Source organism: Streptomyces sp. NPDC002386, assembly GCF_053593175.1.
The window spans coordinates 261,115-283,918 of record NZ_JBSFBX010000007.1; the positions used below are offsets into that span (position 1 = coordinate 261,115).

Annotated in this window: 18 protein-coding genes; 8 read left to right on the top strand and 10 right to left on the bottom strand. The window is 72.8% G+C overall.

What is annotated here, in order from left to right; all coding sequences use genetic code 11:
- Positions 1–24 precede the first annotated feature (24 nt).
- The 10 genes from ACWCPN_RS16770 to ACWCPN_RS16815 all read right to left on the bottom strand — a co-directional run bounded on the left by ACWCPN_RS16770 (position 25) and on the right by ACWCPN_RS16815 (position 9,285).
- Complete coding sequence (locus ACWCPN_RS16770; RefSeq protein ID WP_199212394.1) at positions 25–1,245, bottom strand: beta-ketoacyl-[acyl-carrier-protein] synthase family protein; 1,221 nt, start codon at positions 1,243–1,245, stop codon at positions 25–27.
- Positions 1,245–1,475, bottom strand: a complete 231-nt coding sequence (locus ACWCPN_RS16775; RefSeq protein ID WP_046422004.1) for a phosphopantetheine-binding protein — start codon at positions 1,473–1,475, stop codon at positions 1,245–1,247. Before ACWCPN_RS16775 ends, ACWCPN_RS16770 begins: the two co-directional genes overlap by 1 nt.
- A gap of 69 nt (positions 1,476–1,544) precedes the next feature.
- Complete coding sequence (locus tag ACWCPN_RS16780; RefSeq protein WP_451206459.1) at positions 1,545–2,552, bottom strand: beta-ketoacyl-ACP synthase III; 1,008 nt, start codon at positions 2,550–2,552, stop codon at positions 1,545–1,547.
- Positions 2,549–3,529 (bottom strand): ferritin family protein, encoded by a 981-nt coding sequence (locus ACWCPN_RS16785; protein ID WP_365127788.1) that lies wholly within the window; start codon positions 3,527–3,529, stop codon positions 2,549–2,551. The genes ACWCPN_RS16780 and ACWCPN_RS16785 overlap by 4 nt, the downstream gene beginning before the upstream one ends.
- On the bottom strand, positions 3,526–4,077 hold the full coding sequence (locus ACWCPN_RS16790; RefSeq protein WP_199212396.1) for a flavin reductase family protein: 552 nt from the start codon (positions 4,075–4,077) through the stop codon (positions 3,526–3,528). Before ACWCPN_RS16790 ends, ACWCPN_RS16785 begins: the two co-directional genes overlap by 4 nt.
- Complete coding sequence (locus ACWCPN_RS16795; RefSeq protein ID WP_199212397.1) at positions 4,077–4,607, bottom strand: hypothetical protein; 531 nt, start codon at positions 4,605–4,607, stop codon at positions 4,077–4,079. Before ACWCPN_RS16795 ends, ACWCPN_RS16790 begins: the two co-directional genes overlap by 1 nt.
- A 21-nt stretch (positions 4,608–4,628) precedes the next feature.
- The gene (locus tag ACWCPN_RS16800; protein ID WP_199212398.1) at positions 4,629–5,111 is read right to left on the bottom strand and encodes a type II toxin-antitoxin system RatA family toxin; all 483 of its coding nucleotides are present in this window, start codon (positions 5,109–5,111) and stop codon (positions 4,629–4,631) included.
- Positions 5,112–5,113: 2 nt separating this feature from the next.
- Complete coding sequence (locus ACWCPN_RS16805) at positions 5,114–6,418, bottom strand: aspartate aminotransferase family protein (protein WP_392293346.1); 1,305 nt, start codon at positions 6,416–6,418, stop codon at positions 5,114–5,116.
- Between the two features lie 51 nt (positions 6,419–6,469).
- On the bottom strand, positions 6,470–7,612 hold the full coding sequence (locus ACWCPN_RS16810; RefSeq protein WP_451206464.1) for an acyl-CoA dehydrogenase: 1,143 nt from the start codon (positions 7,610–7,612) through the stop codon (positions 6,470–6,472).
- Positions 7,613–7,647: 35 nt separating this feature from the next.
- Positions 7,648–9,285: an aldehyde dehydrogenase family protein gene (locus ACWCPN_RS16815; protein ID WP_451206466.1), complete on the bottom strand. Its 1,638-nt coding sequence runs from the start codon at positions 9,283–9,285 to the stop codon at positions 7,648–7,650.
- A gap of 160 nt (positions 9,286–9,445) precedes the next feature.
- Between ACWCPN_RS16815 and ACWCPN_RS16820 the strand changes: the two genes are divergently transcribed.
- The 8 genes from ACWCPN_RS16820 (at position 9,446) to ACWCPN_RS16855 (ending at position 22,773) form a co-directional block, all read left to right on the top strand.
- Positions 9,446–9,745 (top strand): acyl carrier protein, encoded by a 300-nt coding sequence (locus tag ACWCPN_RS16820; protein WP_451206469.1) that lies wholly within the window; start codon positions 9,446–9,448, stop codon positions 9,743–9,745.
- Positions 9,746–9,756: 11 nt separating this feature from the next.
- Positions 9,757–15,468 carry an SDR family NAD(P)-dependent oxidoreductase gene (locus ACWCPN_RS16825; protein ID WP_451206472.1) on the top strand — a complete coding sequence of 1,904 codons (5,712 nt, stop codon included), beginning with the start codon at positions 9,757–9,759 and terminating at the stop codon, positions 15,466–15,468.
- A 22-nt stretch (positions 15,469–15,490) separates the two neighbouring features.
- The gene (locus tag ACWCPN_RS16830; RefSeq protein ID WP_451206474.1) at positions 15,491–17,104 is read left to right on the top strand and encodes a fatty acid--CoA ligase; all 1,614 of its coding nucleotides are present in this window, start codon (positions 15,491–15,493) and stop codon (positions 17,102–17,104) included.
- Between the two features lie 38 nt (positions 17,105–17,142).
- On the top strand, positions 17,143–18,144 hold the full coding sequence (locus tag ACWCPN_RS16835; protein ID WP_451206477.1) for an LLM class flavin-dependent oxidoreductase: 1,002 nt from the start codon (positions 17,143–17,145) through the stop codon (positions 18,142–18,144).
- A gap of 29 nt (positions 18,145–18,173) precedes the next feature.
- Positions 18,174–18,941 (top strand): thioesterase II family protein, encoded by a 768-nt coding sequence (locus ACWCPN_RS16840; protein ID WP_451206656.1) that lies wholly within the window; start codon positions 18,174–18,176, stop codon positions 18,939–18,941.
- Between the two features lie 99 nt (positions 18,942–19,040).
- Positions 19,041–20,060, top strand: coding sequence for a ketoacyl-ACP synthase III family protein (locus ACWCPN_RS16845; RefSeq protein WP_451206480.1), 1,020 nt, complete (start codon positions 19,041–19,043; stop codon positions 20,058–20,060).
- A 163-nt stretch (positions 20,061–20,223) separates the two neighbouring features.
- On the top strand, positions 20,224–21,243 hold the full coding sequence (locus ACWCPN_RS16850; RefSeq protein WP_451206482.1) for a ketoacyl-ACP synthase III family protein: 1,020 nt from the start codon (positions 20,224–20,226) through the stop codon (positions 21,241–21,243).
- A gap of 72 nt (positions 21,244–21,315) precedes the next feature.
- Positions 21,316–22,773: an MFS transporter gene (locus tag ACWCPN_RS16855; RefSeq protein ID WP_451206485.1), complete on the top strand. Its 1,458-nt coding sequence runs from the start codon at positions 21,316–21,318 to the stop codon at positions 22,771–22,773.
- Positions 22,774–22,804: the final 31 nt, after the last annotated feature.

Sequence of the window (22,804 nt, forward strand, 5' to 3'; positions counted from 1 at the left end):
GGGCGGACCGGACCCGGCGGGCGTCTACGCGGGGGCGATCGCCAGGGCCGTGTTCTGCCCGCCGAACCCCAGCGAGTTGCTCAGTGCCAGGTCGATCGGCATCGACGTGACGGTCTGGGCCAGCTTGATCTCGATCCGCGGATCGGGCATGACCAGGTTGGCGACGGGTGGGATGACCTCGTGCTCGACGCTGAGCACGGCGAACGCGGCCTCGACCGCGCCGGCGGCGCCCAGCAGGTGACCGGTGACTCCCTTCGTGGACGTGACCAGCGGGTCGCCGCGCAGGGACCGCTGGATCATGCGGGCCTCCGACAGGTCGTTCAACGGGGTCGACGTGCCGTGGGCGTTGACGTGCTGCACGTCGTCCGGATCGGCTCCCGCGTCGGCGAGGGCCGCGCGCACCGCCGCCTCGATGCCGGCGCCGTCCGGGTGGGGCGACGTCATGTGGTGGGCGTCGGCGGTGGCGCCGTAGCCGATGATCCGGCCGTGCACGTGGGCGCCCCGGGCCCGGGCGTCCGCGACCCGCTCCATCACGAGGATCCCGGCGCCCTCCCCGGCCACGAAGCCGTCCCGGTCGGCGTCGAACGGGCGGGACGCGGTCGCGGGGTCGTCGTGCCGCTTCGACAGCGCGCCCATCTGGGCGAACCCGGCCATGACCAGTGGGGTGATCATGGCCTCGCTGCCGCCCGCGAGGACGATGTCGCAGCGGCCGAGGGCGAGCAGGTCCCGGGCGGTCCCGATGGCGGTCGCGCCCGAGGCGCAGGCGGTGGCCACCACCAGGTTCGGTCCGGTCGCCCCGAACTCGATGGCCGTCTGACCGGCCAGCATGTTCGGGAGCTGCATGGGCAGCAGCAGCGGCGACACGCGGTCGGCGCCCTGCTCGCGCAGCACATGGTGCTGCTCCTCGACGGTGCCCGGCCCGCCGTCGGCGCAGCCCAGCACCACACCCACCCGCGCGCCGTCCCAGGTCTGCGGGTCCAGGCCCGCGTCGGCCACCGCCTCGTGCGCGGCGACCAGCGCGAACTGCACGAACCTGTCCAGACGATGGGCGCGCCGCGCGCTGAGCAGCGACTCGGGGTCGAAGCCGGGCACCCGGCAGGAGATCTGTACGGGGTTGTTCGCCAGTACCGGATCGAGGGCGGCGGCCGGCCTGCCGTCGCAGACCGCCGCCCAGCTCGGCCCGACCCCGATCCCACCCGGGGTGACCAGACCGAGTCCGGTGACGGCGATGTCCATGCCGGCCATCAGACCTTCGCGCTCCGCTCCTCCATGAGCCGGACCATGTCGGCCACGGTCTCGGCCTCCAGGAGGTCGTCGTCGCTGATGTCCAGGTCCAGCTCGGACTTCAGCAGCAGCGACAGCTCCACCACGGCGAGCGAGTCCAGCTCGATGTCCTCGCGGGTGGCCTCCGGGGTGATCGCCTCGGGCGACACCTTGAGCTTGTTGGACAGGATTTCCTTGAGCTGCTCCAGCATGTCCGTTCCTTTCGAAGGGCGTACGCACCCCGCGTACCGCTGAATTCGGTATGGGTTACTGACGGTCGGTCAGAAGGTCTGCAGCTCCGGCCAGACGACGGTGCCCGCGCCCCAGGCCAGCCCGCCGCCGAACGCGGTGAGCAGTACCCGGTGACCCGCGGCGAGCCGGCCCTCGGCGGTGGCCTCGGCCAGCAGCAGCGGAATCGAGGCGGCACCGGTGTTGCCGACCCGTTCGATGTTGCTCAACTGCTTGTCCTCGGGCAGCCCGAGGCGTTGGGCCACCGCTTCCAGGATCCTGGCGTTGGCCTGGTGCGCGGCGAACCGGTCGACGTCCTCGAGGCGCCAGCCGACGCGCTCGGCGGCCTCGGTGGAGACGGACGTCATCCGCTCCACCGCGTGCCGGTAGGTGTCCCGCCCGAGCATCTGGAAGTACCGGTCGGCCGGGTCGACCGGACGGTCGGTGGAGCGCTGCCGGGAGCCACCGGCGGGCACCTCGATCAGGTGGCTCAGCTCGCCGTCACTGCCGAGCACCAGCGGGCCGATCGCGCCCGGCTCGTCCGCCGAGCCGGCCCGCAGCACCACGGCGCCCGCGCCGTCGGCGAAGATCACCGCGGTGGTGCGGTCCTCGGGGTTGATGATCGTGGTGAAGGCGTCCGCGGCGATCAGCAGCACACTGTCCGCCACCCCGGCCGCGATGAGCCCGGCGGCCGAGGCCAGCCCGTACAGGAAGCCCGAGCAGACGGCCGCCACGTCGAAGGCGGGTACCTGTCCGAGCCCCAGCCGGGCCGCCACCTGCGGTGCGGTCGCCGGGCAGGGCTGGTCGGGGGTGGTGGTGGCCAGCACCACCGCCCCGACCTGCTCGTCGCCCGCCGACTTCAGCGCCCTCAGGCCCGCCTCCACCGCCAGGTCGCCGGTGGAGGTGCCCGGGGTGATGAAGCACCGCTCGGCGATCCCGGTGCGGGAGCGGATCCACGCGTCGGAGGTGTCGAGCCGTTGCGACAGGTCGTCGTTGGTCACCACGTTGGGCGGGACGTACGAGCCGATCCCCGTGATGACCGCGGCCCGCCCGGTGCTCATGCGCCGGCCTCCGAGGCGAGGACCTCGACGGGCAGGCCCATGTACTTCATGCGGACCTCGGCCATCTCGTCCGTCCACCGCTCGGCCATGTCGTAGCGCTGCTCGGCGGTGGTGTCGAGCAGCCGCACGCCCGGCCAGACCTCGTAGTCGCCGATCTTGTCGGCGTGCTCGGACATGCCCTGCTGGAACAGCTCCTCGCGGTGGATGACGAACTCCCGGTCCGGGATCTCGTCCCACAGCTTCACGCCCGAGCGCAGGATCTCCAGCAGCCGCGGCTTGTACTCCGGGTGCGCGATCACGTGGTCGCGCAGGATGGTGCTGGCCACGGTGAGGTGGCGGATCTCGTCGATCGCGGTGCCCCGCGAGATCTCGCCGGTCGCCGGGGACAGCGGGGTCCACTTGCGCTCGCTCAGCTCGGCGGCCGGGGCGAGCACACCCTCGATGATGATGGCGAACACCGCGACGCCACCGGGGAAGTCGGCCTGGTCGCGCACGATGTCCAGGGTGAAGTCCACCACCGGGTCCAGGACCCGCTTGCGGTAGTCCCGGGCCATCTCCTCGATGTCCTTCAGCAGGGTGCCCGCCGGGATGCCCAGGTCCACCAGGTGCTGCCGGAAGACCCTGGCGTGCCGGGCCTCGTCGATGAGCTGGGTGGCGTAGAACTCCATCTCGGGGATGCCGGGCGCGATCGACACGTAGTGGCCGAGCAGCCGGGTGGCCAGCTCCTCCGCCAGCGCGCGGAAGCCGAACTCCAGTACCAGTGCCTCGCGCAGCGGGCCGGGCGCCTTCAGGAAGTCGGGCGTGATCGCGTTCTCGTGGTGGCCGGTCGCCCCGCGGTCGCGCAGGGTTCCCTGGGCCACCGAGGTGAACCAGTAGGCGAGGTCGCACTCCTCGGGACCGAGGGTGAGTTCCTTCGCGCCGTCGAGCAGACCGGGCGCCTTGTCCCAGTCCGCCTCGGGGGCAACGGGTGCGGTCATGATGCGGCGGCCTCCTTCGCCGGGCGCAGGGAGCCGGCGAACAGCCCGCCGGCGTAGCTGAACAGCGGCAGACCCGGGTCGGCCGTGGCGCGTACGACATGGCCGAGCAGCAGCTCGCTGTCGCCCGCCGCGTGCGCCGAGTGGAAGCGGCAGACGTAGTGGGCGAGCGCGCCCGCGATCAGCGGGGCGTGCGCGTACCGGTCCGACGTCCAGGCCAGGCCCGCGAAGGCCGCGTCGCCGTCCGGACGGCCGCTGTCGGCGAACCGCCGTGCCACGTCGGCCTGGTCGCCGCCGAGCACGTTGATGGCGAACCGGCCCTCGGCCGCCGCCAGCCGGGCGAACGACGAGCCCGACCGCAGCACCACGCCGACCAGCAGCGGCGAGCGCGAGACGAGGGTGACCGTGCTGGCGGTCGTGCCGTGCATACGGTCCTCGGGGCCGGTGGTCAGCACCGACACCGGGGACGCCAGGTGGTACAGCGCCCGGCGGCGCTCGGCCGGGTCCTGGCGGACCGGCCGGGCGGCGCGTACATCGGTCGCGGTGCTCATCACACGGCCTCCGTCTCCCGGACGACCGGCCGCGCGGGGACGTGACCGACCGGCTCCGGGTCCATGGCGTGCCCGGCCGGCTTGGGGTGGGGCAGGCCCAGGTCGTCCAGCAGCCGCAGGTAGCCCTGCTGGCGCACCGGCTCGAAGGGCAGCGCGAAGGACTTCATGAAGTTGCCGAACAGGCCCCGGTCGCCGAACAGGTGGAACGGCAGCACCAGCAGCGCCCACTCCGGCTTGACCAGCCAGCACCACAGCGCGGCCACCGCGCCCTGCGTGATGAGGCTGTGCATGACGTTGTAGAGGACGTAGTAGGCCTTGTGGATCGGCCGGCCACCGCTCTTCTTGAACGCGATGGCACCGGGGATGTAGCCGATCAGGTCGATGTAGAGGAACAGTCCGATCGCCGGCAGCCAGCGGATGTCGCCGAAGTGGTAGACGATCATTCCGGTGGTGACGGCGAGGCCCACCAGGTACTCGGCGCGGTGCAGCGAGTACGTGCGTGGTGTCTCGAACGGGTTCGCCTGGTCCATGGTCAGCTCCTCGCGCGGGTGCTAGGCGCCGACCGCGGCGGGTTCGGTGAGTTCTATGCCGCCCTGGATGCGCACACCCGGGAACAGGCCGGTCAGCGCCCAGGCGACGGTTTCCTTGATGACCCGCTCGGCGATCGGGTCGAGGATGCCCTCGAGGCTCGGGATGCCGAAGTCGAAGTCGGCGTCGAAGCGCACGGTGACGTCGTCACCGGACTGCTGGACGGACCAGCACCCGGCGAACGAGTCGAAGTCGCCGTCGGACTGCTCGAAGCGGATCTCGCCGCTCTCCGGCAGCACGGTGTCGTCCTCGGTCCAGCGCAGCAGGCCGCTGCGGAAGTGCAGCTCCCAGCTGGAGGAGGCCTTGGGGTCGGGGTAGGAGGCGTGCACGGTGGTCGCGTTGACGTGGGGCGCCAGGTCCGGGAAACGCTCCCAGCGCCGTACGGCGTGCAGGACCGTTTCGGCCTGCTCCGCGGGTATCAGGGCATCGAGTTCGACGTGCCGCACGATCAGTTACCGCCTTCCGGCATTTTGGCCGCGCCCTTGATCAGGTCGCGGGTGGCCAGGTCGAAGGAGTTGACGAGGAAGTCCACGTCGGTGTCGTCCAGCACGGCGGGCGGGGTGAACCGCACCACCGAGCTGCCGTTCATGGAGTGGTTGGCGACCACGCCGTGGTTGAACAGTTCGATCAGCAGCTCGCCGGCCAGTCCGGCCTCGACGAGCTCCACGCCGATGAGCAGGCCCCGGCCGCGCACCTCGACGACCAGCTCGGGGATGTTGCGCCGGGCGACCTCGGTGATCCGCGGCAGCAGCCGGGCGCCGAGGTCCATGGCGCGGGTGACCAGGCGCTCCTCCTTGACCGCCCGGATCGCGCCCTGCACCGCCGCCATCAGCACCGGCTGCCCGGAGAAGGTGGCGGTGTGGACGTAGGGGTCCTTGTCGAAGGGGCGGAACGCCTTGCGGGTGGCGACGGCCGCCGACACCGGCATCACCCCGCCGCCGAGCGCCTTGCCGGTGAGCAGGACGTCCGGGACGACGCCCTCGATGTCGGCGCCCCACCACTCGCCGAGCCGCCCGAAGCCGGACTGGACCTCGTCGAGGATCAGGAAGCCCTCGTACTCCCGGACCAGTTCCTCGACCCGCTTGAGGTAGCCCTTGGGCGGGATGATGACGCCGCCCTCGCCCTGCACCGGCTCGAGGATCACGCAGACCTCGCCCGGGTGGGCGCGCAGCTCCTCCTCCAGCGCGTCGGCGTCGCCGAACGGCAGGTGCAGGAAGTCGGGGACGAGCGGGCGGAACGGCGCCTGGTAGACGTCCTTGGCCGTCGCCGACAGGGCGCCCAGGGTCTTGCCGTGGTAGCCGCCGCGCATCGAGACGGTCCGCTTGAACCCGTTCGCGCGGGCCAGCTTCAGGCCCGTCTCCACCGCCTCGGCGCCGGACAGCGCGAAGTGCACGCGGTCCAGGCCGGGCGGCATCACGGAGACCAGGGACTCGGCGGCGCGGGCCACCGTCGGCTCCAGCAGGATGCGGGTCGCGGTGGGGTGGGTGCGCAGCTGGCGCTCCACCTCCTCCATGACGATCGGGTGGCGGGCGCCCATGATGAACACCCCGTAGCCGCCGGCGTTCAGGAAGCGCTCGCCGTCGCTGGTGGTGAGCCAGGCGCCCTCGGACGCCGTCTCCATGTGGCTGCCGAACAGCTCGGCCAGAGTGGCCCGGCCCTTGCTGAGGTGGGCCCGGTAGAGGTTGAGGATGTCCGCCTCGTAGTCGGCGGCGGAGACCGGCGCCGGCGCCGGGGAGTCCTGGATGACGGTCACGTGTCGCTCACTCCAAGGGTGTGGGGGTGGGTCAGGAGGCATTCGGCGGCGCTACGCCAGTACCAGCGGGCCCCCGTCGAAGTACGTGAGCAGCGGCTCCGCGGCGGCGATGCGGGACGGCGGGTGGAAGGCCAGGGCACGCGTCGCGGCGGCGACCTGCGCGCTGGAGGAGTTGACGATGAAGTCCAGGCCGCCGAGCAGCTCCAGCGCCCGCGCCACGATGTCCGGCAGCGCGTTCTGCACCGCGTACCGGGCGACCAGCACCCGGGCCACCGACTCCTCGTCGCCGGGCTCCTGGCCGGTGCCGCGGGCCACGCCCTCCAGCAGGGCGAGGGCGGCCTCCATGTCCACGGCGAGCGCGGCCCGCTCCCCGGCGCTGCCCCGCCGCCGCTCCAGCACCTGCTCGACCAGGGCGGCGGCACCGCCCGCGTATCCGGCCGAGATCAGCATCTCGAACCAGACGAAACCGGCCGACTGCAGGTCGTCGAGGCGGGTCGGGTCGTCGGCCCCGGCGCGGACGACCATGTCCGCGGGGACGAACACGTCCTCCAGGCGGACCTCGTCGCTCTCCGCGCCGGCCAGCAGGTCGTTGCCCCAGAACGCGTGCACGGACAGTCCCGGCGCGTCGGACGGGACCAGCGCGAGCGCCAGCTCCGGCTCGCCGCCGTCCTCGCCGTGGATCGCGATGGACGCGGTGAGCAAGCTCATCGAACGGGCCAGGCTGCACGGCTTCTTCGAACCGGACAGCAGGAACCCGCCCTCCACGGGCCGCGCGGTCACGGCCGGCTTCAGGATGTTCTGCGCGGTGCGGCCCTCGGCCCAGCCGGAGGCCATCACCTGCTGGTCCGGCACGATCCGGTGCAGCAGTGCGGTCTGCGCGTCGGTGAGCCGGCCCGACTTGACCGCCAGCGAGTACAGCATCGCGGCGGTGAAGTGGTGCATGGAGACGGCCGCGACCAGCGACGGGGACAGCGCGCCGAGGGCGAGCTGCACCCGCAGCGCCTCCAGCGGGGCGGCGCCGTGGCCGCCGTAGCTCTCGGGGATGAGCAGTCCCACCCCGCCGTGGATGCGGAACAGGTCGATGACGGGGCTGCCGGGCTGCTCCCGCTCGGCGTACGGGATCTGCTCCAGCTCCTTGAGCAGTCCGGGATGGAACCGCTCGCACACGGTCCGGGCAGCATCGAGGGAACGCACGGGAAACCTCCGGAAGACGTCGAATGCGAAGGCGGTCAGGCGCCGAAGACCGCGTCGTACGGGCTCACGTCGCGGGCGATGCTGACTCCCTGGATGTGGGAGGTCTTGAGCATCGGGTAGTTGGCCTCGCCGAAGGCGCCGCCGGTGCGGCCGGTGCCGCCGTGGCTCGGCAGGTACGGCAGGAAGCCGATGTGGGAGTCGTTGACCTTCAGCAGACCGCCGTTGACCACGCGGCGCACGAAGGTCTCGATGACGTGGTCCGAGCGCGACCACAGGGAGTTACGCAGCCCGTAGTCGTTGCTGTTGACGAACTGCAGGAAGGCCTCCAGCAGGGCGTCGTCGTTGTCCCGCTCGGGGACCACGATCGGGATCAGCGGGAAGAACGTCTCCTCGCGGACCACGTCGTACGTCCGGGCCCGGTCCAGGCCGTCCACCCGCACCACCGTCGGCTGCAGGAAGACGCCCGTCTCCGACACCGTGCCGTCGACCTCGGTGCGGTTGCCGCCGGTGAGCAGCTCGGCGCCGTTGTCCAGCGCCTGGCGCAGCAGCCGGAAGAAGCGCTCACTGCGCCTGACCGGCGACAGCAGCACGTCCTCCTCCTCGGGCAGGCCCGGCTTGATGCCCTTGACCTGCTCCTTCACCTCGGCGATCAGCGTCTCGGCGATCTCCGGGTGGACCAGGACGTAGTTGGGCACCATGCAGATCTGCCCGGAGCCGTAGAACGACTCGGTGATGGCCTCGGCCGCCCACTTCACGTCGGCGTCCTTCCAGACCACGATGCCGTCGTTGCCGGCGAGTTCGAGGATCGGCTTCTTGCCGTGCGCCACGCAGCTCTGCTCGAAGCGCAGGCCCTCCTGGCTGCCGCCGATGTAGAAGATGTCGTCGATCAGCGGGTCGGCGATCCAGCGGTCCATCGTCTGCTTGGGGTTGGAGCACACCGCGTTCAGCACACCGGCCGGCGCGTCGATCTCCTCCAGCAGCGGTGCGACGATGTCCCGAAGCAACCACATGGTGGACAGCGCGATCGAGCGCGGCGCCCGCACCACCACGGCGTTGCCCGCCATCAGCGCCAGCACGCACAGGGCGGCGCTCGGCAGCGGGGCGTTCTGCGGCGGGTTGAAGGCGACCACGCCGTCCGGCTGGCGGTGCAGGATCAGCTTGCGGCCGTTGTACTCCTTCTCCACCCGCATCTGCTTCAGATACCAGCGCAGGGAGCCCGGGGCGTAGATCTGCAGCAGGCAGCTCAGCTCCCACCGGGCGAGCTTCACCGGGTGGGACTCTGCGACCAGCATGCGCAGGAACTCGTCCTGGTGCTTGATCAGTTCCTCGCGGAAGCGGGTGCCCAGCTGCATCCTCCGCTCCAGCGGTACGGCCGCCCAGTCGGGGGCGGCGGCGGCCGCGGCCTGGGTGGCCAGGTCGATGGCGGAGTCGTCCGCGATCGCGCAGCGCCCGACGACGTAGGGGTGCTTGGCCGCCTCGGACTCCGGGTCCTGTTCCAGGGAGCGCTTCAGGCTGACGCTCGTGAAAACGTCTTCCAGCAGCGAACGCCCGCTGACGGTGTAGACCCAGCCGTCACCGGCCACGTCCTTGCCCGCGATATAGAGGTCGTAACTCTTCAATCCGGAAGGTGCCTCAGCACTCTCCTCCTGCTCCTGCGCGGCTTCGCGAAGCATCTTCAGCCTTTCGGATATGGCGTGTGGATTTCTTGAAGCAATGCGAGCCTGACAGCGGAATCTGACCCGGCGCTGACGCCCGACTGACCGCGCCGATCCGGCCAACGCCGGCTCCGGGTCCTGTCAGTGGGGCGTCAGCCGGCGCTGCTTGCATGACCGCATGCCACCTGTCGACAGCACGATCCAGCGGTTGCGCGACCTGCCGCGCAGCGAACTCTCCGAAGAGATCGAGTCAATCGTCCTGGAGAAGTTCCGGGCGGTCCTTCTCATGGACGAGTCCGAGGAACTCCCCATCGACATCAGCTATTTCGATCTCGGCCTCACTTCGCTGCGGCTGACCGAGATACGGCAGAGCCTGGAGCAGCTCCTGGATCTGTCGATCAACGTCAACGTGCTCTTCAACGAGCCGACGGTCGCCCATCTCGTGGACCACCTGACCCAGGAAATCCAGGACGCTTGAGGAGTCGTTCCATGCCGCGTAAGGAATCAGAGCAGGCGCCCGAACCGGTCGCGATCGTCGGAATCGGTCTGCGGTTCCCCGGCGGCAGCGGCTCGCCCGACGAGTTCGACGCCTTCCTGCGGGAGGGCCGCAGCGGAATCGGCCCGATCCCCCGGGACCGCTGGGACGTCGAGGCGTTCACGCCCGAGGGGCCCGACGACAAGGGCAAGATCATCGCGAAGGCGGGCGGTTTCCTCGACCGCATCGACCTGTTCGACGCCGGCTTCTTCAACATCAGCCCGAAGGAAGCCCGTTACATGGACCCCCAGCAGCGGCTGCTGCTGGAGACCGCCTGGCAGGCCCTGGAGCACGCGGGCATCGACCCGGCGCCGCTGCGCCGCGGCAACGGCGGCGTGTACATCGGCGCCAGCTCCATCGACTACGCCCTCGAGCTGGACTCCCTGCCGTACGAGGAGCTGGACGGCCACCTCGCCTCCGGCATCACCATGTTCCCGCTGTCCGGCCGGCTGTCGTACTTCCTCGGCTGGCGCGGCCCGAGCATGAGCGTCGACACCGCCTGCTCCTCCTCGCTGGTCGCCCTGCACCTGGCCGTGCAGGCGCTGCGCGCCGGCGAGAGCGACATCGCGCTGTGCGGCGGCGTCAACGCCCTGCACCACCCGCGCATCCCGGTGATGTTCTCCAACGCCCAGATGCTGTCCCCGGACGGGCACTGCAAGACCTTCGACGAGGCCGCCGACGGCTACGCGCGCGCCGAGGGCTGCGGCATCGTCGTCCTCAAGCGGCTCTCCGACGCCCGGCGCGACGGCGACCGCGTCCTCGCCCTGGTGCGCGGCACGGCCGTCGGCCAGGACGGCGACAGCGCCGGCCTGACCGTGCCCAACGGCCCCGCCCAGGAGAAGGTCATCCGCGCCGCGCTGGCCACCGCCCACCTCGGCCCCGAGGACATCTCCTACGTCGAGGCGCACGGCACCGGCACCCCGCTCGGCGACCCGATCGAGTTCGGCGCCATCGGCGACGTGTTCGTCGACTCCCACACCAAGGACCGTCCGGTGCTGGTCGGTTCGGTGAAGACCAACCTCGGTCACATGGAGCCGGCCTCCGGCATCGTCGGCGTCATCAAGACCGTGCTGCAGCTCCGCTCCGGCACGGTCTACCCGCACGTGGGTCTGAACACCCCCTCGGGGCGCATCCCCTGGGACCTGTACCCGCTGCGCGTGCCCACCGAGTGCGAGCCGTGGCGGGCCGAGGTGAAGCGCGCCGTCGTCAACAGCTTCGGGTTCGCCGGCACCATCGGCGCCGTCGTGCTGGAGGAGGCACCCGAGCCGGCCGCGCAGGAGGAGTCCGGACTCCCGTACGCCGCACCGGTGTTCACCCTCTCCGCGAAGAGCGCCGCCGCCCTGCGCGAACAGGCCGCCCGGTACCGGCAGCTCCTCGACGACGAGCCCGCCCTGCCGACCGGTGCCCTCGCGTACACCTCCAACGTCGCGCGCACCCACCACCCCTACCGGGTCGCCGCCCCGGTCGCCGGCCGCGCCGCGCTCGCCAAACTGCTGGACCGCGCCGCCGAGACCGGGCACGAGGGCCCCACCGGCATCCGCAAGACCGCCTTCATGTTCACCGGGCAGGGCTCGCAGTACGCCGGCATGGGCGCCGCCCTCTACAAGGCGCTGCCCGTCTTCCGCGCCCACGTCGACGAGTGCGACCGCCTCTTCGCCGGCCCCCTCGGCCGCTCCGTGCGCGAGCTGCTGCTCGGCACCGCCGCCGACCCGGACGCCATCGACCGCACCGAGTACACCCAGCCCGCTCTGTTCACCCTCGAATACGCCCTCGCCCAGCAGTGGATGGCCTGGGGCGTACGCCCGAACGTGCTCATCGGGCACAGCATCGGCGAGGTCGTCGCCGCAGCCGTCGCGGGCCTGTTCACCCTGCCCGACGCCGTGAAGCTGGTCGCCGCCCGCGCCCGGCTGATGCAGGCGGTGCGCGCCGAGGGCGGTATGGCCGCCGTCGCCGCGCCCGCCGACGAGGTCGGCCCGCTGCTGGAGGGGCGCGACGACCTGGCGCTCGCCGCGGTCAACGCCCCCGACCAGACCGTCGTCTCCGGCGCCACCGCCGCTCTCGACGAGGTCACCGGCATCCTCGCCGACCGGGGCTTCCGGGTGGACCGGCTCACCGTGTCGCACGCCTTCCACTCGCCGCTGATGGCCGAGGTCTACGACGACTTCCGGGCCGCGCTGGACGGCATCACCTTCCACGAGCCGAAGATCAGCCTGATCTCCAACGTCACCGGGCGCCTGGCCCGCCTCCGCGAGATCGGCAACGCCGACTACTGGGTGCGGCACATCGGCGAACCCGTCCGCTTCCTCGACGGCATCCGAGCCGTCGCCAAGCGCGGCCGGCACGCCCTGGTCGAGATCGGCCCGCAGGCCGCGCTCACCGCGCTCGCCCGCCGCGGCGTCGCCGCCGAGGACCACGTGTGGCTGGCGAGCCTGCGCCGCCGCGACACCACCACGGCCACCACCCTGACCGCGCTCGCCGACTACTACGCCGCCGGCCTCGGCGTCTCCTGGGCCGGCTACCACGACGGGTACGCCACCCCCGCCAAGGTGGACCTGCCCACGTACGCCTTCCAGCGCAAGCGCTACTGGCTGCCCTCCGTCACCCCCCGGCGCTCCGCCGGCGGCGGCAGCGCCCGGCACCTGCTGCTCGGCACCGAGGAGCGGTTCGCGAGCGGAGTGCGGGAGTTCACCGCGGAGTTCACCGCCGAGGAACTCGGCGCGCTCGCCGACCTCGCCGACGGCGGCCGCGCCACCCTGCCCGCCGGCGCCTACGTCGACCTGCTGCTCGCCGCGCAGGACGCGGTCCAGGGCCACGCCCGCTCCGCGATCCGCGACCTCACACTGCTCGCCCCGCTCGAACTGCCCGCCGAGACCACCCTCACCCTGACCACCCGCTGGCGGCCGCGCCCCGAGGGCGGCGCCGGCATCGAGGTGTTCACCGTGGTCGGCGGCGAGGAGAACCCGCACGCCACCGCCACGGTCGCCGCCGACCGCGAGGCGCTCGTCCCGGTCTCGGAGCTGGCCGAGCTGGACGCCGCCCTCGCCCCGGCCGCGCAGCGCATCGACGACGAGGACATCTACACCGACCTCGCCTCCGTCGGCCGCGCCACCGGGCCCCGCATGCGGCTGCTCCGGCACGTCACCCGGCACGGCGACGACGTGGTCTCCGGCGAGCTGACCGGCCGCGACGCCACCGCCGTCGAACACGTCCCGGCGGAACTGCTGGAGGCCGCCGCGCAGGCGCTGGTCGTCCTCGACCCCGAGGGCCCGGTCTTCGTGCCCCGCGAGATCGCCTCCGTACGGCACTTCCGCAAGCCGCGCGGCGCGAACCTGCGCGTCCTCGCCCGGATCCGCGGCGAGCAGGACCGCCGCCTCGCCGACGTGCTGCTGCTGGAGAACGGCGACCCGGTCGCCGAACTCCTCGGTGTCCGGCTGGTCCGCCCCGACGACCGCACCGGCCGCCGCCGCTTCCTGCACCGCCCCGAGTGGATCCGCCGGGCCCTGCCCGCGACCGACGCCGCGTCCGCCGAACGGCACGTCGTGCTGCTCGACCCGGCCGCCGCCCGTGCCGCCGAACTCGCGGGCGAGCCGGGCCTGAAGGTCACCTGGCTCGCCGACCCCAGCGAACTCAAGTCCGTGCTCGACGACCCGACCGTCACCGACATCGTCCGCGTCTGGCGCACCCGGCCCGGTGAGATGTCCGTGGACCGGCTGCGCGCCGAGTCCGAGGACAACTACCGCGACCTGCTCACCACGGTCGGCGTCCTGGACGCGGCCGGCCTCTCCCGGCCGCCGCGGCTGTGGCTGGTCACCCAGGGCGCCCAGGCGCTGCCCGGCGACCCGGCGGGCGACGGCGGCCACCTCGCCGCCGCCACCCTGTGGGGCTTCGGCCGGGTACTGCTCACCGAGTACCCGCAGCTGCGCACCACCCTGGTCGACCTCGCCCCCGGCAGCGGCCTGACCCCGCTGCTGGAGGAGTGGCGCACCGAGCCCGCCGGCGAGTACCAGGTCGCCTACCGGTCCGGCCGCCGCTACGTCCGCCGGCTGCTCGCCGGCGACGAGGCGCTGAACTGGAGCGGCGACTTCGAACTGCGCGCCGCCGAGTCCGGCGACCTGTCCGACCTGGCACCCGCCCCGGTCGCCGGCCGGGCACCCGCCGAGGACGAGGTCCAGGTGCGCGTCCGTCTGGTGGGCCTGACCGCCGAGGACGCCCGCACCGCGCTGGACACCGGCCGCGCCGACCGCGCGGAGGAGGACGGCGAGGACGTGCCGCCCCCCGTGCTCGGCCGCACCGCGCACGGCACCGTCCTGGCGGCCGCCACGGGCACCGGCTTCGCGCCGGGCGACGAGGTCCTGGTCCGCCACGACGGCACCTTCCGCTCCACGCTCACCCTGCCGGCGACGGCCGTGGTGCACGCCCCGGCGCCCGAACCCGGCGACGGCGCGGCCCACTTCGGCCTCGACGAGACCGGCGAGGCGCTGCGCACCACCCTCGCCGACCCCGCCCGCCCGGTCTGGGTGACGCTGCCCGAGGACCCGGCGGACCGGCGGCGGGAACCCGCCGAGCGGCGGCAGGCCGGTCTGCGCGAGGACCGCACGTACCTCGTCACCGGCGGCCTCGGCGGCCTCGGCCTCGCCACCGCCTGGAAGCTGGCCGAGCTCGGCGCCCGGCACCTGACGCTGGTCAGCCGCGGCGGCAGGCCCGCCCCGGAGGCCGCGGAACTGCTCGCCGGCCTCGCCGAGGAGGCGGAGGTCGACATCGTCCGCGCCGACCTCGGCCGCGCCGAGGACGTCGCCCGGCTCGTGCGCCACATCGAGGCCGGACCGCGCCCCCTGGGCGGCATCGTGCACGCCGCCGGCGGCTCCTACGACGAGCGGCTGATCTCCGAACTGACCTGGGAGTCCATCGAGGACCAGCTCGCGGCGAAGGCGTACGGCGGCTGGCTGCTGCACGAGGCCACCGAACAGGCCTTCCCGGAGCTGGAGTTCTTCGTCGTCTACTCCTCGGTCTCCTCGGTGCTCGGCGGCTTCGTCGCCCAGGGGCACTACGCCGCCGGCAACGCCGCCCTCGACGGCCTCGCCGACTGGCGCGCCCGCCGCGGCCTGCCCGGACTCGCCCTCAACTGGAGCTCCTGGTCCCGGGTCGGCATGTCCTCCCGCATGAACGACGTCCTCATCCAGGAACTGGAGCGCGGCGGCGTCCACCTGTTCTCGCCGACCCGGGCGCTGAACACCCTGGTCAGCCTCTGGGACCAGCCGCGCGGCCAGCGCGTGGTGGGCGACTTCGACTGGGACCGCTACATGGCGGGCCGGGTCACCGGCGACCTGTTCTTCGACCGCCTGGCCCGCCGGGAACCGGAGGACGACGACGGCCTCGACGTCGCCGCGCTCGCCGCCCTGTCCCCGGAGGAACGCGCCACGGCCGTCACCGCCGTGGTCCGGGAGAAGGTCGCCGCCGTGCTGCACCTGGAGGAGGGCGACGAACTGGATCCCAACACCGAGTTCGTGTCGCTGGGCCTGGACTCACTGATGGCCCAGCAGGTCAGGTCCGGTCTGGAGCAGGCCTTCCGGCTGCCCCTGCCGGCCTCCCTCACCCACGACCACCCGACGGTACGGCAGCTCGCCGGCTTCCTCGGCGAGCGGATCGTCCCGGCACCGGCCGCGTGACGGACGACAAGGACAGACGACCATGACTGACATATCCAGTGGCATATCGAGGGAGCGCTGGACGCTCCACCACTCCGCCCGCGCCCACGCCGGCAGCCGCCCGGACCATCCGGCGATCGTCTGCGAGGACCGCGTCACCACCTACGAGAAGTTCCACCGGGACAGCAACCGCGCCGCGCACGCCCTGCGCACCTGCGGTGTCCGGCGCGGCGACCGGATCGCCTACCTGGGCCGCGAGTCGGAGAACTACTACCTGGTGATGATCGCCTGCGCCAAGGCGGGCGCGGTCCTGGTACCGGTCAACTGGCGGCTCACGCCCAGCGAGGTCGACCACATCCTGCGCGACTCCGGCGCCGCCCTGATCTTCGTCGACGACGAGTTCTGGGACACCGTCGCCACCGTCCGCCACCAACTGCGCGGACTGCGCAAGGTGATCCGCGTCGACGGCACCGACGCCGACGGCGAACCCGCCCGCGGCGCCGGACTGCCCGCCTGGACCGCCGGCCAGCCGGACACCGACCTCACCCCGGGCACCGGCCCCGACGACGCGGTCATCCAGATCTACACCAGCGGCACCACCGGCCTGCCCAAGGGCGCCGTCCTCGCCCACCGCAGCTTCTTCACCCTGCCGCACGCCAGCCAGGAGCGCGGCGTCGACTGGATCGACTGGCTGCCGGAGGACGTCGGCCTGATCTCCCTGCCGGGCTTCGGGGTCGCGGGCATCGGCTGGTTCCTGCACACCTTCAACGCCGGCGGCACCAACGTGATCATGCCGCAGTTCGACCCGCAGGAGGCGGTGCGGCTCATCCGCACCCACCGGGTGACCACCACCTTCGCCGCACCGGCCATGCTCCAGGCGATGGCGGCCGAACGCGGCGCGGGACCCGAGGCGTTCACCTCCCTGCGCAAGATCGCGTACGGCGCGGCCCCGATGTCCGAGACGCTGCTCAAGCAGTGCCTGGAGACCTTCGGCTGCGAGTTCGCGCAGATCTACGCCAGCACCGAGACCGGCAGCGTGGCGGTCTGCCTGCCGCCGGAGGCGCACCACCCCGGCAGCACCGTGCTCACCTCCGTCGGCAAGCCCTGCCCGGGCAACGAGATCAAGGTCGTCGGACCCGACGGCGAGACCCTCCCGCCCGGTGCCATCGGCCAGATCTGCGTCCGCGCCCCCTCCCGGATGCTCGGCTACTGGAACCTGCCCGAGGCCACCGCCCGCACCCTGGTGGGGGAGTGGCTGTACATGGGCGACGCCGGCTACCTCGACGACGACGGCTATCTCCACCTGTGCGACCGGATCAACGACACGATCATCGTCGCCGGGCAGAACATCTACCCCGCCGAGGTCGAGAAGGCGCTCGCCGCGCACCCGGCCGTCGCCGACGCCGCCGTGGTCGGACTGCCCGACGAGCGCTGGGGCGAGAGCGTGCACGCGGTGGTCGTCCTGCGGCCCGGTACGAAGGCCACGCCGCGCGAGCTCCTGCTGTCCCTGCGCGGCCGGATCGCGGACTACAAGATCCCCGGCACGTACCACTTCGCCGAGTCCCTGCCCCGCAACCCCTCGGGCAAGATCCTGCGGCGCGCGGTACGGGAACAGCTCACGGCGCCGGCCCGGAATCCGCTCGCGAGCACCGTATGACCCCGACCCAGCACCCCATGCCCGAAAGGGACCTGACCATGAGCACCGAGCCCCTGCGGATCGGCATCCTCCTTCCCACCCGGGAACAGGCCATCAACGGCGCCTACGCGGCCGCGCCGCTGCTGGACTTCGCCCGCCAGGCGGAAGCGCTCGGCTTCGACTCGCTGTGGGCCGGGGACTCCCTCACCGCCCGCCCCCGCCTGGACCCGCTCGTCGTGCTGTCGGCCGCCGCGGCGGCCACCGAGCGCATCTCGGTCGGCACCGCGGCCCTCACCCCCGCCCTGCGCCACCCGCTGATCGGCGCCAACATGATCGCGAGCCTCAGCCACGTCGCCGCGGACCGGCTGGTCCTCGGCCTCGGCTCGGGCTTCCCGATGCCCGAGACCGAGGAGGAGTTCGCCTCGGTCGGCGCCTCCTTCCAGGGCCGGGTGGGCCGCCTGGACGAGATCACCGCGCTGTGGCGCACCGCCTGGCGCTCCGGCGAGGAGGGTGAACCGGACGAGTTCCAGGGCCGGTTCTGGCAGGCCGAGCACCTCGACCGGCTGCCCTCCCCGGCCGTCGCCGGCGGACCCCCGCTGTGGCTGGCCGGCAGCGACACCCCGAAGGTCCTCGCCCGCGCCGCCACCCGCTACGACGGCTGGCTGCCGTTCCTGCCCGACGTCGAGGCCTACGGCCGCGCCCGCCGCCGTATCGCCGAACTCGCCGAGGAGGCAGGACGGGGCGCCGGTGCCGTCACCCCCGCGCTGTACGCCACGATCACCGTGAACAGCGACGAGTCGGCGGCCAGGGCCGAACTGGAGCACTACATCAGCCACTACTACGGCCGCTCCCTGGACCAGATGCGCACCATCCAGGCCTACGCCTGGGGCAGCGCCGAGAAGTGCGCCGAGTGGCTCGGCGAGTACGTCCGGGCCGGCGCCCGGCACCTGGTCGTACGGATCGGATCCCTGGACCCCGAACCGCAGTTGAAGGAGATCGCCGAGGTGCTGCTGCCCGCGGTACGCGCCCTCGGCCCCACCGTTGGGAGCACCCAGTCGTGACCAGTGCCATCGCCTCCGTCGGCCAGGACATGTCCCGTGCGGGGCAGTGGTTCCACCCCGCGGACCCCTCGCCCGACGCCTCGATCCGGCTGTTCATGCTGCCGCACGCGGGCAGCGGGGCCATCATCTACCGCGACTGGGAGCGCCTGCTGCCGCCCGACATCGCCCCGCAGGCGGTGACCCTGCCCGGCCGGCACAACCGCCGCGAGGAGCAGACGTACGAGGAGTTCGAGCCGCTGCTCGAAGCGCTGCACGAGGCCGTGCTCGACGACCTCGACGACCGCCCGTTCGCCCTGTTCGGGCACTGCCTCGGCGCCCAGCTCGCGTTCCGGCTCACCATCCGCATGGAGGAGGAGGGCGGCCCGTCGCCCCTCATGGTCGGCACCTCCGGCTGGTCCCCCCAGGGCTTCTTCAAGCCCACCGAGGAGCAGAGCCGGATGCCCGAGCCCGAGATGGTCCAGTGGATCAAGAAGCTGGGCTCGTTCCCGGCGGAGATCTACGACAACCCCGAGATGCTCGCCCTCGTGGTCCCGGCGCTCCGCGCCGACCTGCGCGTCGCCGCCGACCACGACGACGACGGAGCCGGCGTCAACTGCCCGCTCGCGTCCTACGGCGGCCGTTCCGACCCGCTGCAGGAGCACCCGGACGCCATGTCCCACTGGGCCGGGCGCACCCCCTCCTACCTGGGCCACAACGAGTACCCGGGCGGCCACTTCTACATCGACACCCACGCCCAGTCCGTCACCGCCCACTTCGCCCACCGGCTGCAGCGCATCGCGGCGGCCCAGCCGGCCTGAGCACCCGTTCTCCCAGGCAGCGGCCGACCGGGCCGGCCGCTGCCGCACGCGCTCGGAGCGAGCCGCGCCGGCGCCCCGAGAAGCGAGAGAGAGAAACACATGAAAGCACCCGACGACCTGTACATCGCCTCGGCCGCGGCCTGGGTGCCCGGCACACGCCCCCTGGACGAGGCCGTCGCGGCGGGCCTCGTCGACGCGGAGCACCGCGACCTCGGCTACGACTCGATCGCCGTGGCCGAGGGCGTCTCCGGGCCCGACATGGCGGTGCGCGCGGGGCGCCTTGCGCTGGAGCGGGCCGGGAGCGACGGCCACGAGGTCGGCCTGGTCCTGCACTCCTCGTGCGGCTACCAGGGGCACGACATGTGGCCGGCGGCGTCGTACGTCGCGAACGAGACCGTGGGCCGCGCGGCGGCCGGCTTCGACGTCCAGCAGCGCTGCAACGCCGGGCTCGGCTCGTTGTGGCTGGCCGCCGGGCAGATAGCCGCCGGCTTCACCGAGGCGGTGCTGCTGACCACCGGCGACAACTTCGCGCCGCCGTGGGTGGACCGCTGGAACGTGCAGCTCAACTTCATCTTCGCGGACGGCGGCAGCGCGCTGCTGCTGTCCGGGCGGAGCGGCTTCGCCCGGGTGCTCTCGCTGTGCGTGGGCGCCGACAACTCGCTGGAGCGCTGGAACCGGGGCCTGGAGCCGTTCGGCACCGCGCCCGGCCGGGAACTGCCGCTGCGGCTGCGGGACCGCGGCGTCCAGCACGCCGTCACCCCCGAGGCCGAGGGCTCCTGGGAGCGCTTCGAGGCGGGCCTGCTGGACACCACGGCACGGGCCCTGGACGACGCAGGCGTCACCACCGAGGACATCGCCCGGGCCGTCGTGCCGCACATCCACCGCGGCGAATCCCCGGAGAACTACGAGCTCCTCGGTTTCGCCGAGAAGCAGAGCACCTGGGACCTGGGCCGCCGGGTGGGCCACATGGGCGCCGGCGACCAGTTCCTCGGCCTCGAACACCTGGTCGCGCAGCGGGCCGTGGGCCCCGGCGACCTGGTCCTGCTGGTGTCCGCCGGCGAGGGCTTCAGCTTCTCCGCCGCGGTGGTCGAGATCCTCGACGTCCCCGACTGGCCGTAGCGCTCTCCACTGTCCCGCGGCCCGTCCGGCCGGCGCGTCAGCGCCGTGTCAGCGGGCTGCGGGACGGTGGCCGTCCGACGCACACGGGAGACCGCCGCCGTCCGCGCGCAGGCCGGGCAGGGCATGCCACCCCCCCCACCCCTGAGCGAAGGATCGAGAAGACATGAAGCTGGACACAGAGCTGTACATCGCCTCCGCCGCCTCCTGGCTCCCGCAGGCCCGCCCGCTGGGCGACGCCGTCGCCGCGGGCCTCGTCGACGAGGAGCACCGGAACCTCGGCTACGAGTCCATCACGGTGGCCGAGGGCGTCTCCGGGCCCGACATGGCGGTGCGCGCGGGGCGGCTGGCACTCGAGCGGGCCGGGACCGACGGCCACGAGGTCGGCCTGGTCCTGCACTCCACGTGCGGCTACCAGGGCCACGACATGTGGCCGACGGCGTCGTACGTCGCCAACGAGACCGTGGGCCGCGCGGCGGCCGGCTTCGACCTGCAGCAGCGCTGCAACGCCGGGCTCGCCTCGCTGACCCTGGCCGCCGGGCAGATCGCCGCCGGCTTCACCGAGGCCGTGCTGCTGACCAGCGGCGACAACTTCGCGCCACCCTGGGTGGACCGCTGGAACGTGCAGCTCAACCTGATCTTCGCCGACGGCGGCAGCGCGCTGCTGCTGTCCGGCAGCGGCGGCTTCGCCCGGGTCGTCTCCGCCCGCGTGGGCGCCGACAACTCGCTGGAGCGCTGGAACCGGGGCCTGGAGCCGTTCGGCACCATACCGGGCCGGGAGATGCCCGTGCCGCTGCGCGCACGCGGCCGCCAGCACGCCGTCACCGCGGAGGCCGAGGGCTCCTGGGAGCGCATCGAGGCCGGGCTGAAGAACACGACGGCCGGCGCGCTGGCCGACGCGGGAGTCACCACCGAGGACATATCCCGCGTGGTGACCCCGCTGATACACCGCGGCGAGTACCCCGAGAACTACGACGTGCTGGGCTTCACCGAGAAGCAGAGCACCTGGGACCTGGGCCGCCGGGTGGGCCACATCGGCGCCGGCGACCAGTTCCTCGGCCTCGAACACCTGGTCGTGCAGCGGGCCGTGGGCCCGGGCGACCTGGTCCTCATGGTGGCGGCGGGAGCCGGTTTCAGCTTCTCCGCCGCCGTGGTCGAGATCCTCGACGTCCCCGACTGGCAGTAGCCGCGCGTGCCCGCCGGTTCCGGTCCGCCTGGCCGGCCGGGCGCACGCAGGACAAGAAAGGAACCGTCAACCATGTCCCTGCAGCAAGCGCGGACAGCCGGCGCCGAGACCCGGGAGCGGGCACCGGCCGGCCCGCACTGGGCGACGCTGCCGCTCATCCTGGTCGGTACGTTCGTGATCACGCTCGACGTGTTCATCGTGAACGTCGCCATCCCCGAGACCCAGCGCGACCTCCACGCGAGCGCCTCCGCCGTGGAGTTCGTGGTCGCCGGATACGCCCTCGCCTACGCCGCCGGCCTCATCACCGGCGGGCGGCTCGGCGACCTGTACGGCCGGCGGCGGATGTTCCTGCTCGGCGTCGCGCTGTTCACCCTCTCCTCCGCCTGGGCGGGCATGGCGCCGACCGCGGGCCAGCTCGTCGTGGCCCGGATCGCGCAGGGCCTCGCCTCCGCGCTGATGGGCCCGCAGGTGCTCGCCATCATCGGCGTCACCTACGAGGGCCAGGCACGGGTCAAGGCCTTCAACGCGTTCGGTCTGACCATGGGCCTCGCGGGCGTCTTCGGCCAGCTCATCGGCGGTCTGCTGATCCACGCCGACATCGCCGGCCTCGGCTGGCGGACCTGCTTCCTGGTCAACGTGCCGGTCGGGATCGCCGCGCTGCTGCTCGGACCGCGGCTCATCCCCGAGTCCCGCGCCGAGGGCCGGGCCCGCCTCGACCCGCTCGGCATGGTGCTGGTCTCGGCCGGCCTGGTCGCGGTGGTCCTGCCGCTCGCCGAGGGCCAGCAGCAGGGCTGGCCGCTGTGGACGTGGCTGTGCCTGGCCGCGTCGCCGGTGCTGCTCCTGCTGTTCGCCGTGTACCAGCGGCGCCTGGCGAACGCCGGCGGCAGCCCGCTGGTCAACCCCGTGCTGTTCCACAAGCGGCCGTTCACGGTCGGCGTCGTCACCGGTGTCGTGTACTACTCCGGCATGGCGTCCTTCTTCCTGGTCCTCGCCCTGTACCTGCAGGCCGGGGTGGGGCTGACGGCCCTGGAGTCGGGCCTGGTCTTCCTGCCGCTCGGCGTGGGGTTCCTGGCCACCTCGCTGCTGGCCCGCAAGGTGGCCGCGCTGCTCGGCCGCCAGGTCCTCGCGGTCGGCGCGCTGGTGTTGCTGGCCGGGCTCGGCGGACTGTGGGAGGCGGTCGACCACATCGGCACCGACGGCGCCGTGGCCTGGCTGGTGCCCGGACTGCTGGTGGCCGGCTCGGGCATGGCGATGGTGATGGCCCCGCTGGCCTCCATCGCCCTCGCCGGCACCGACCCGCGCTACGCCGGAGCCGCCTCGGGCGTGCTCTCCACGGCCGCGCAGGTCGGCGGCGCGGTGGGGGTGGCCGCGGTCGGCGTGGTCTTCTACCACGTCCTCGGACAGGGCACCGGACCCGGAGCCTACGCCGACGCCTTCAAGGCCAGCGTCTATCTGCTGGCGCCGCTCGCGCTCGCCGTGGCCGCGCTGGTCCAGCTCATCCCCCGTCCCAAGCCGGCCCCCGCCCCCTGAGCGCGGCGGGGCCCCGCCCGGGCCACGAGAG

Excerpts from the sequence above, each read along its gene's own strand:
- ACWCPN_RS16770 (WP_199212394.1), bottom strand. The coding sequence starts at position 1,245 with ATGGCCGGCATGGACATCGCCGTCACCGGACTCGGTCTGGTCACCCCG.
- ACWCPN_RS16775 (WP_046422004.1), bottom strand. The coding sequence starts at position 1,475 with ATGCTGGAGCAGCTCAAGGAAATCCTGTCCAACAAGCTCAAGGTGTCG.
- ACWCPN_RS16780 (WP_451206459.1), bottom strand. The coding sequence starts at position 2,552 with ATGAGCACCGGGCGGGCCGCGGTCATCACGGGGATCGGCTCGTACGTC.
- ACWCPN_RS16785 (WP_365127788.1), bottom strand. The coding sequence starts at position 3,529 with ATGACCGCACCCGTTGCCCCCGAGGCGGACTGGGACAAGGCGCCCGGT.
- ACWCPN_RS16790 (WP_199212396.1), bottom strand. The coding sequence starts at position 4,077 with ATGAGCACCGCGACCGATGTACGCGCCGCCCGGCCGGTCCGCCAGGAC.
- ACWCPN_RS16795 (WP_199212397.1), bottom strand. The coding sequence starts at position 4,607 with ATGGACCAGGCGAACCCGTTCGAGACACCACGCACGTACTCGCTGCAC.
- ACWCPN_RS16815 (WP_451206466.1), bottom strand. The coding sequence starts at position 9,285 with ATGCTTCGCGAAGCCGCGCAGGAGCAGGAGGAGAGTGCTGAGGCACCT.
- ACWCPN_RS16820 (WP_451206469.1), top strand. The coding sequence starts at position 9,446 with ATGCCACCTGTCGACAGCACGATCCAGCGGTTGCGCGACCTGCCGCGC.
- ACWCPN_RS16825 (WP_451206472.1), top strand. The coding sequence starts at position 9,757 with ATGCCGCGTAAGGAATCAGAGCAGGCGCCCGAACCGGTCGCGATCGTC.
- ACWCPN_RS16830 (WP_451206474.1), top strand. The coding sequence starts at position 15,491 with ATGACTGACATATCCAGTGGCATATCGAGGGAGCGCTGGACGCTCCAC.
- ACWCPN_RS16835 (WP_451206477.1), top strand. The coding sequence starts at position 17,143 with ATGAGCACCGAGCCCCTGCGGATCGGCATCCTCCTTCCCACCCGGGAA.
- ACWCPN_RS16840 (WP_451206656.1), top strand. The coding sequence starts at position 18,174 with ATGTCCCGTGCGGGGCAGTGGTTCCACCCCGCGGACCCCTCGCCCGAC.
- ACWCPN_RS16845 (WP_451206480.1), top strand. The coding sequence starts at position 19,041 with ATGAAAGCACCCGACGACCTGTACATCGCCTCGGCCGCGGCCTGGGTG.
- ACWCPN_RS16850 (WP_451206482.1), top strand. The coding sequence starts at position 20,224 with ATGAAGCTGGACACAGAGCTGTACATCGCCTCCGCCGCCTCCTGGCTC.
- ACWCPN_RS16855 (WP_451206485.1), top strand. The coding sequence starts at position 21,316 with ATGTCCCTGCAGCAAGCGCGGACAGCCGGCGCCGAGACCCGGGAGCGG.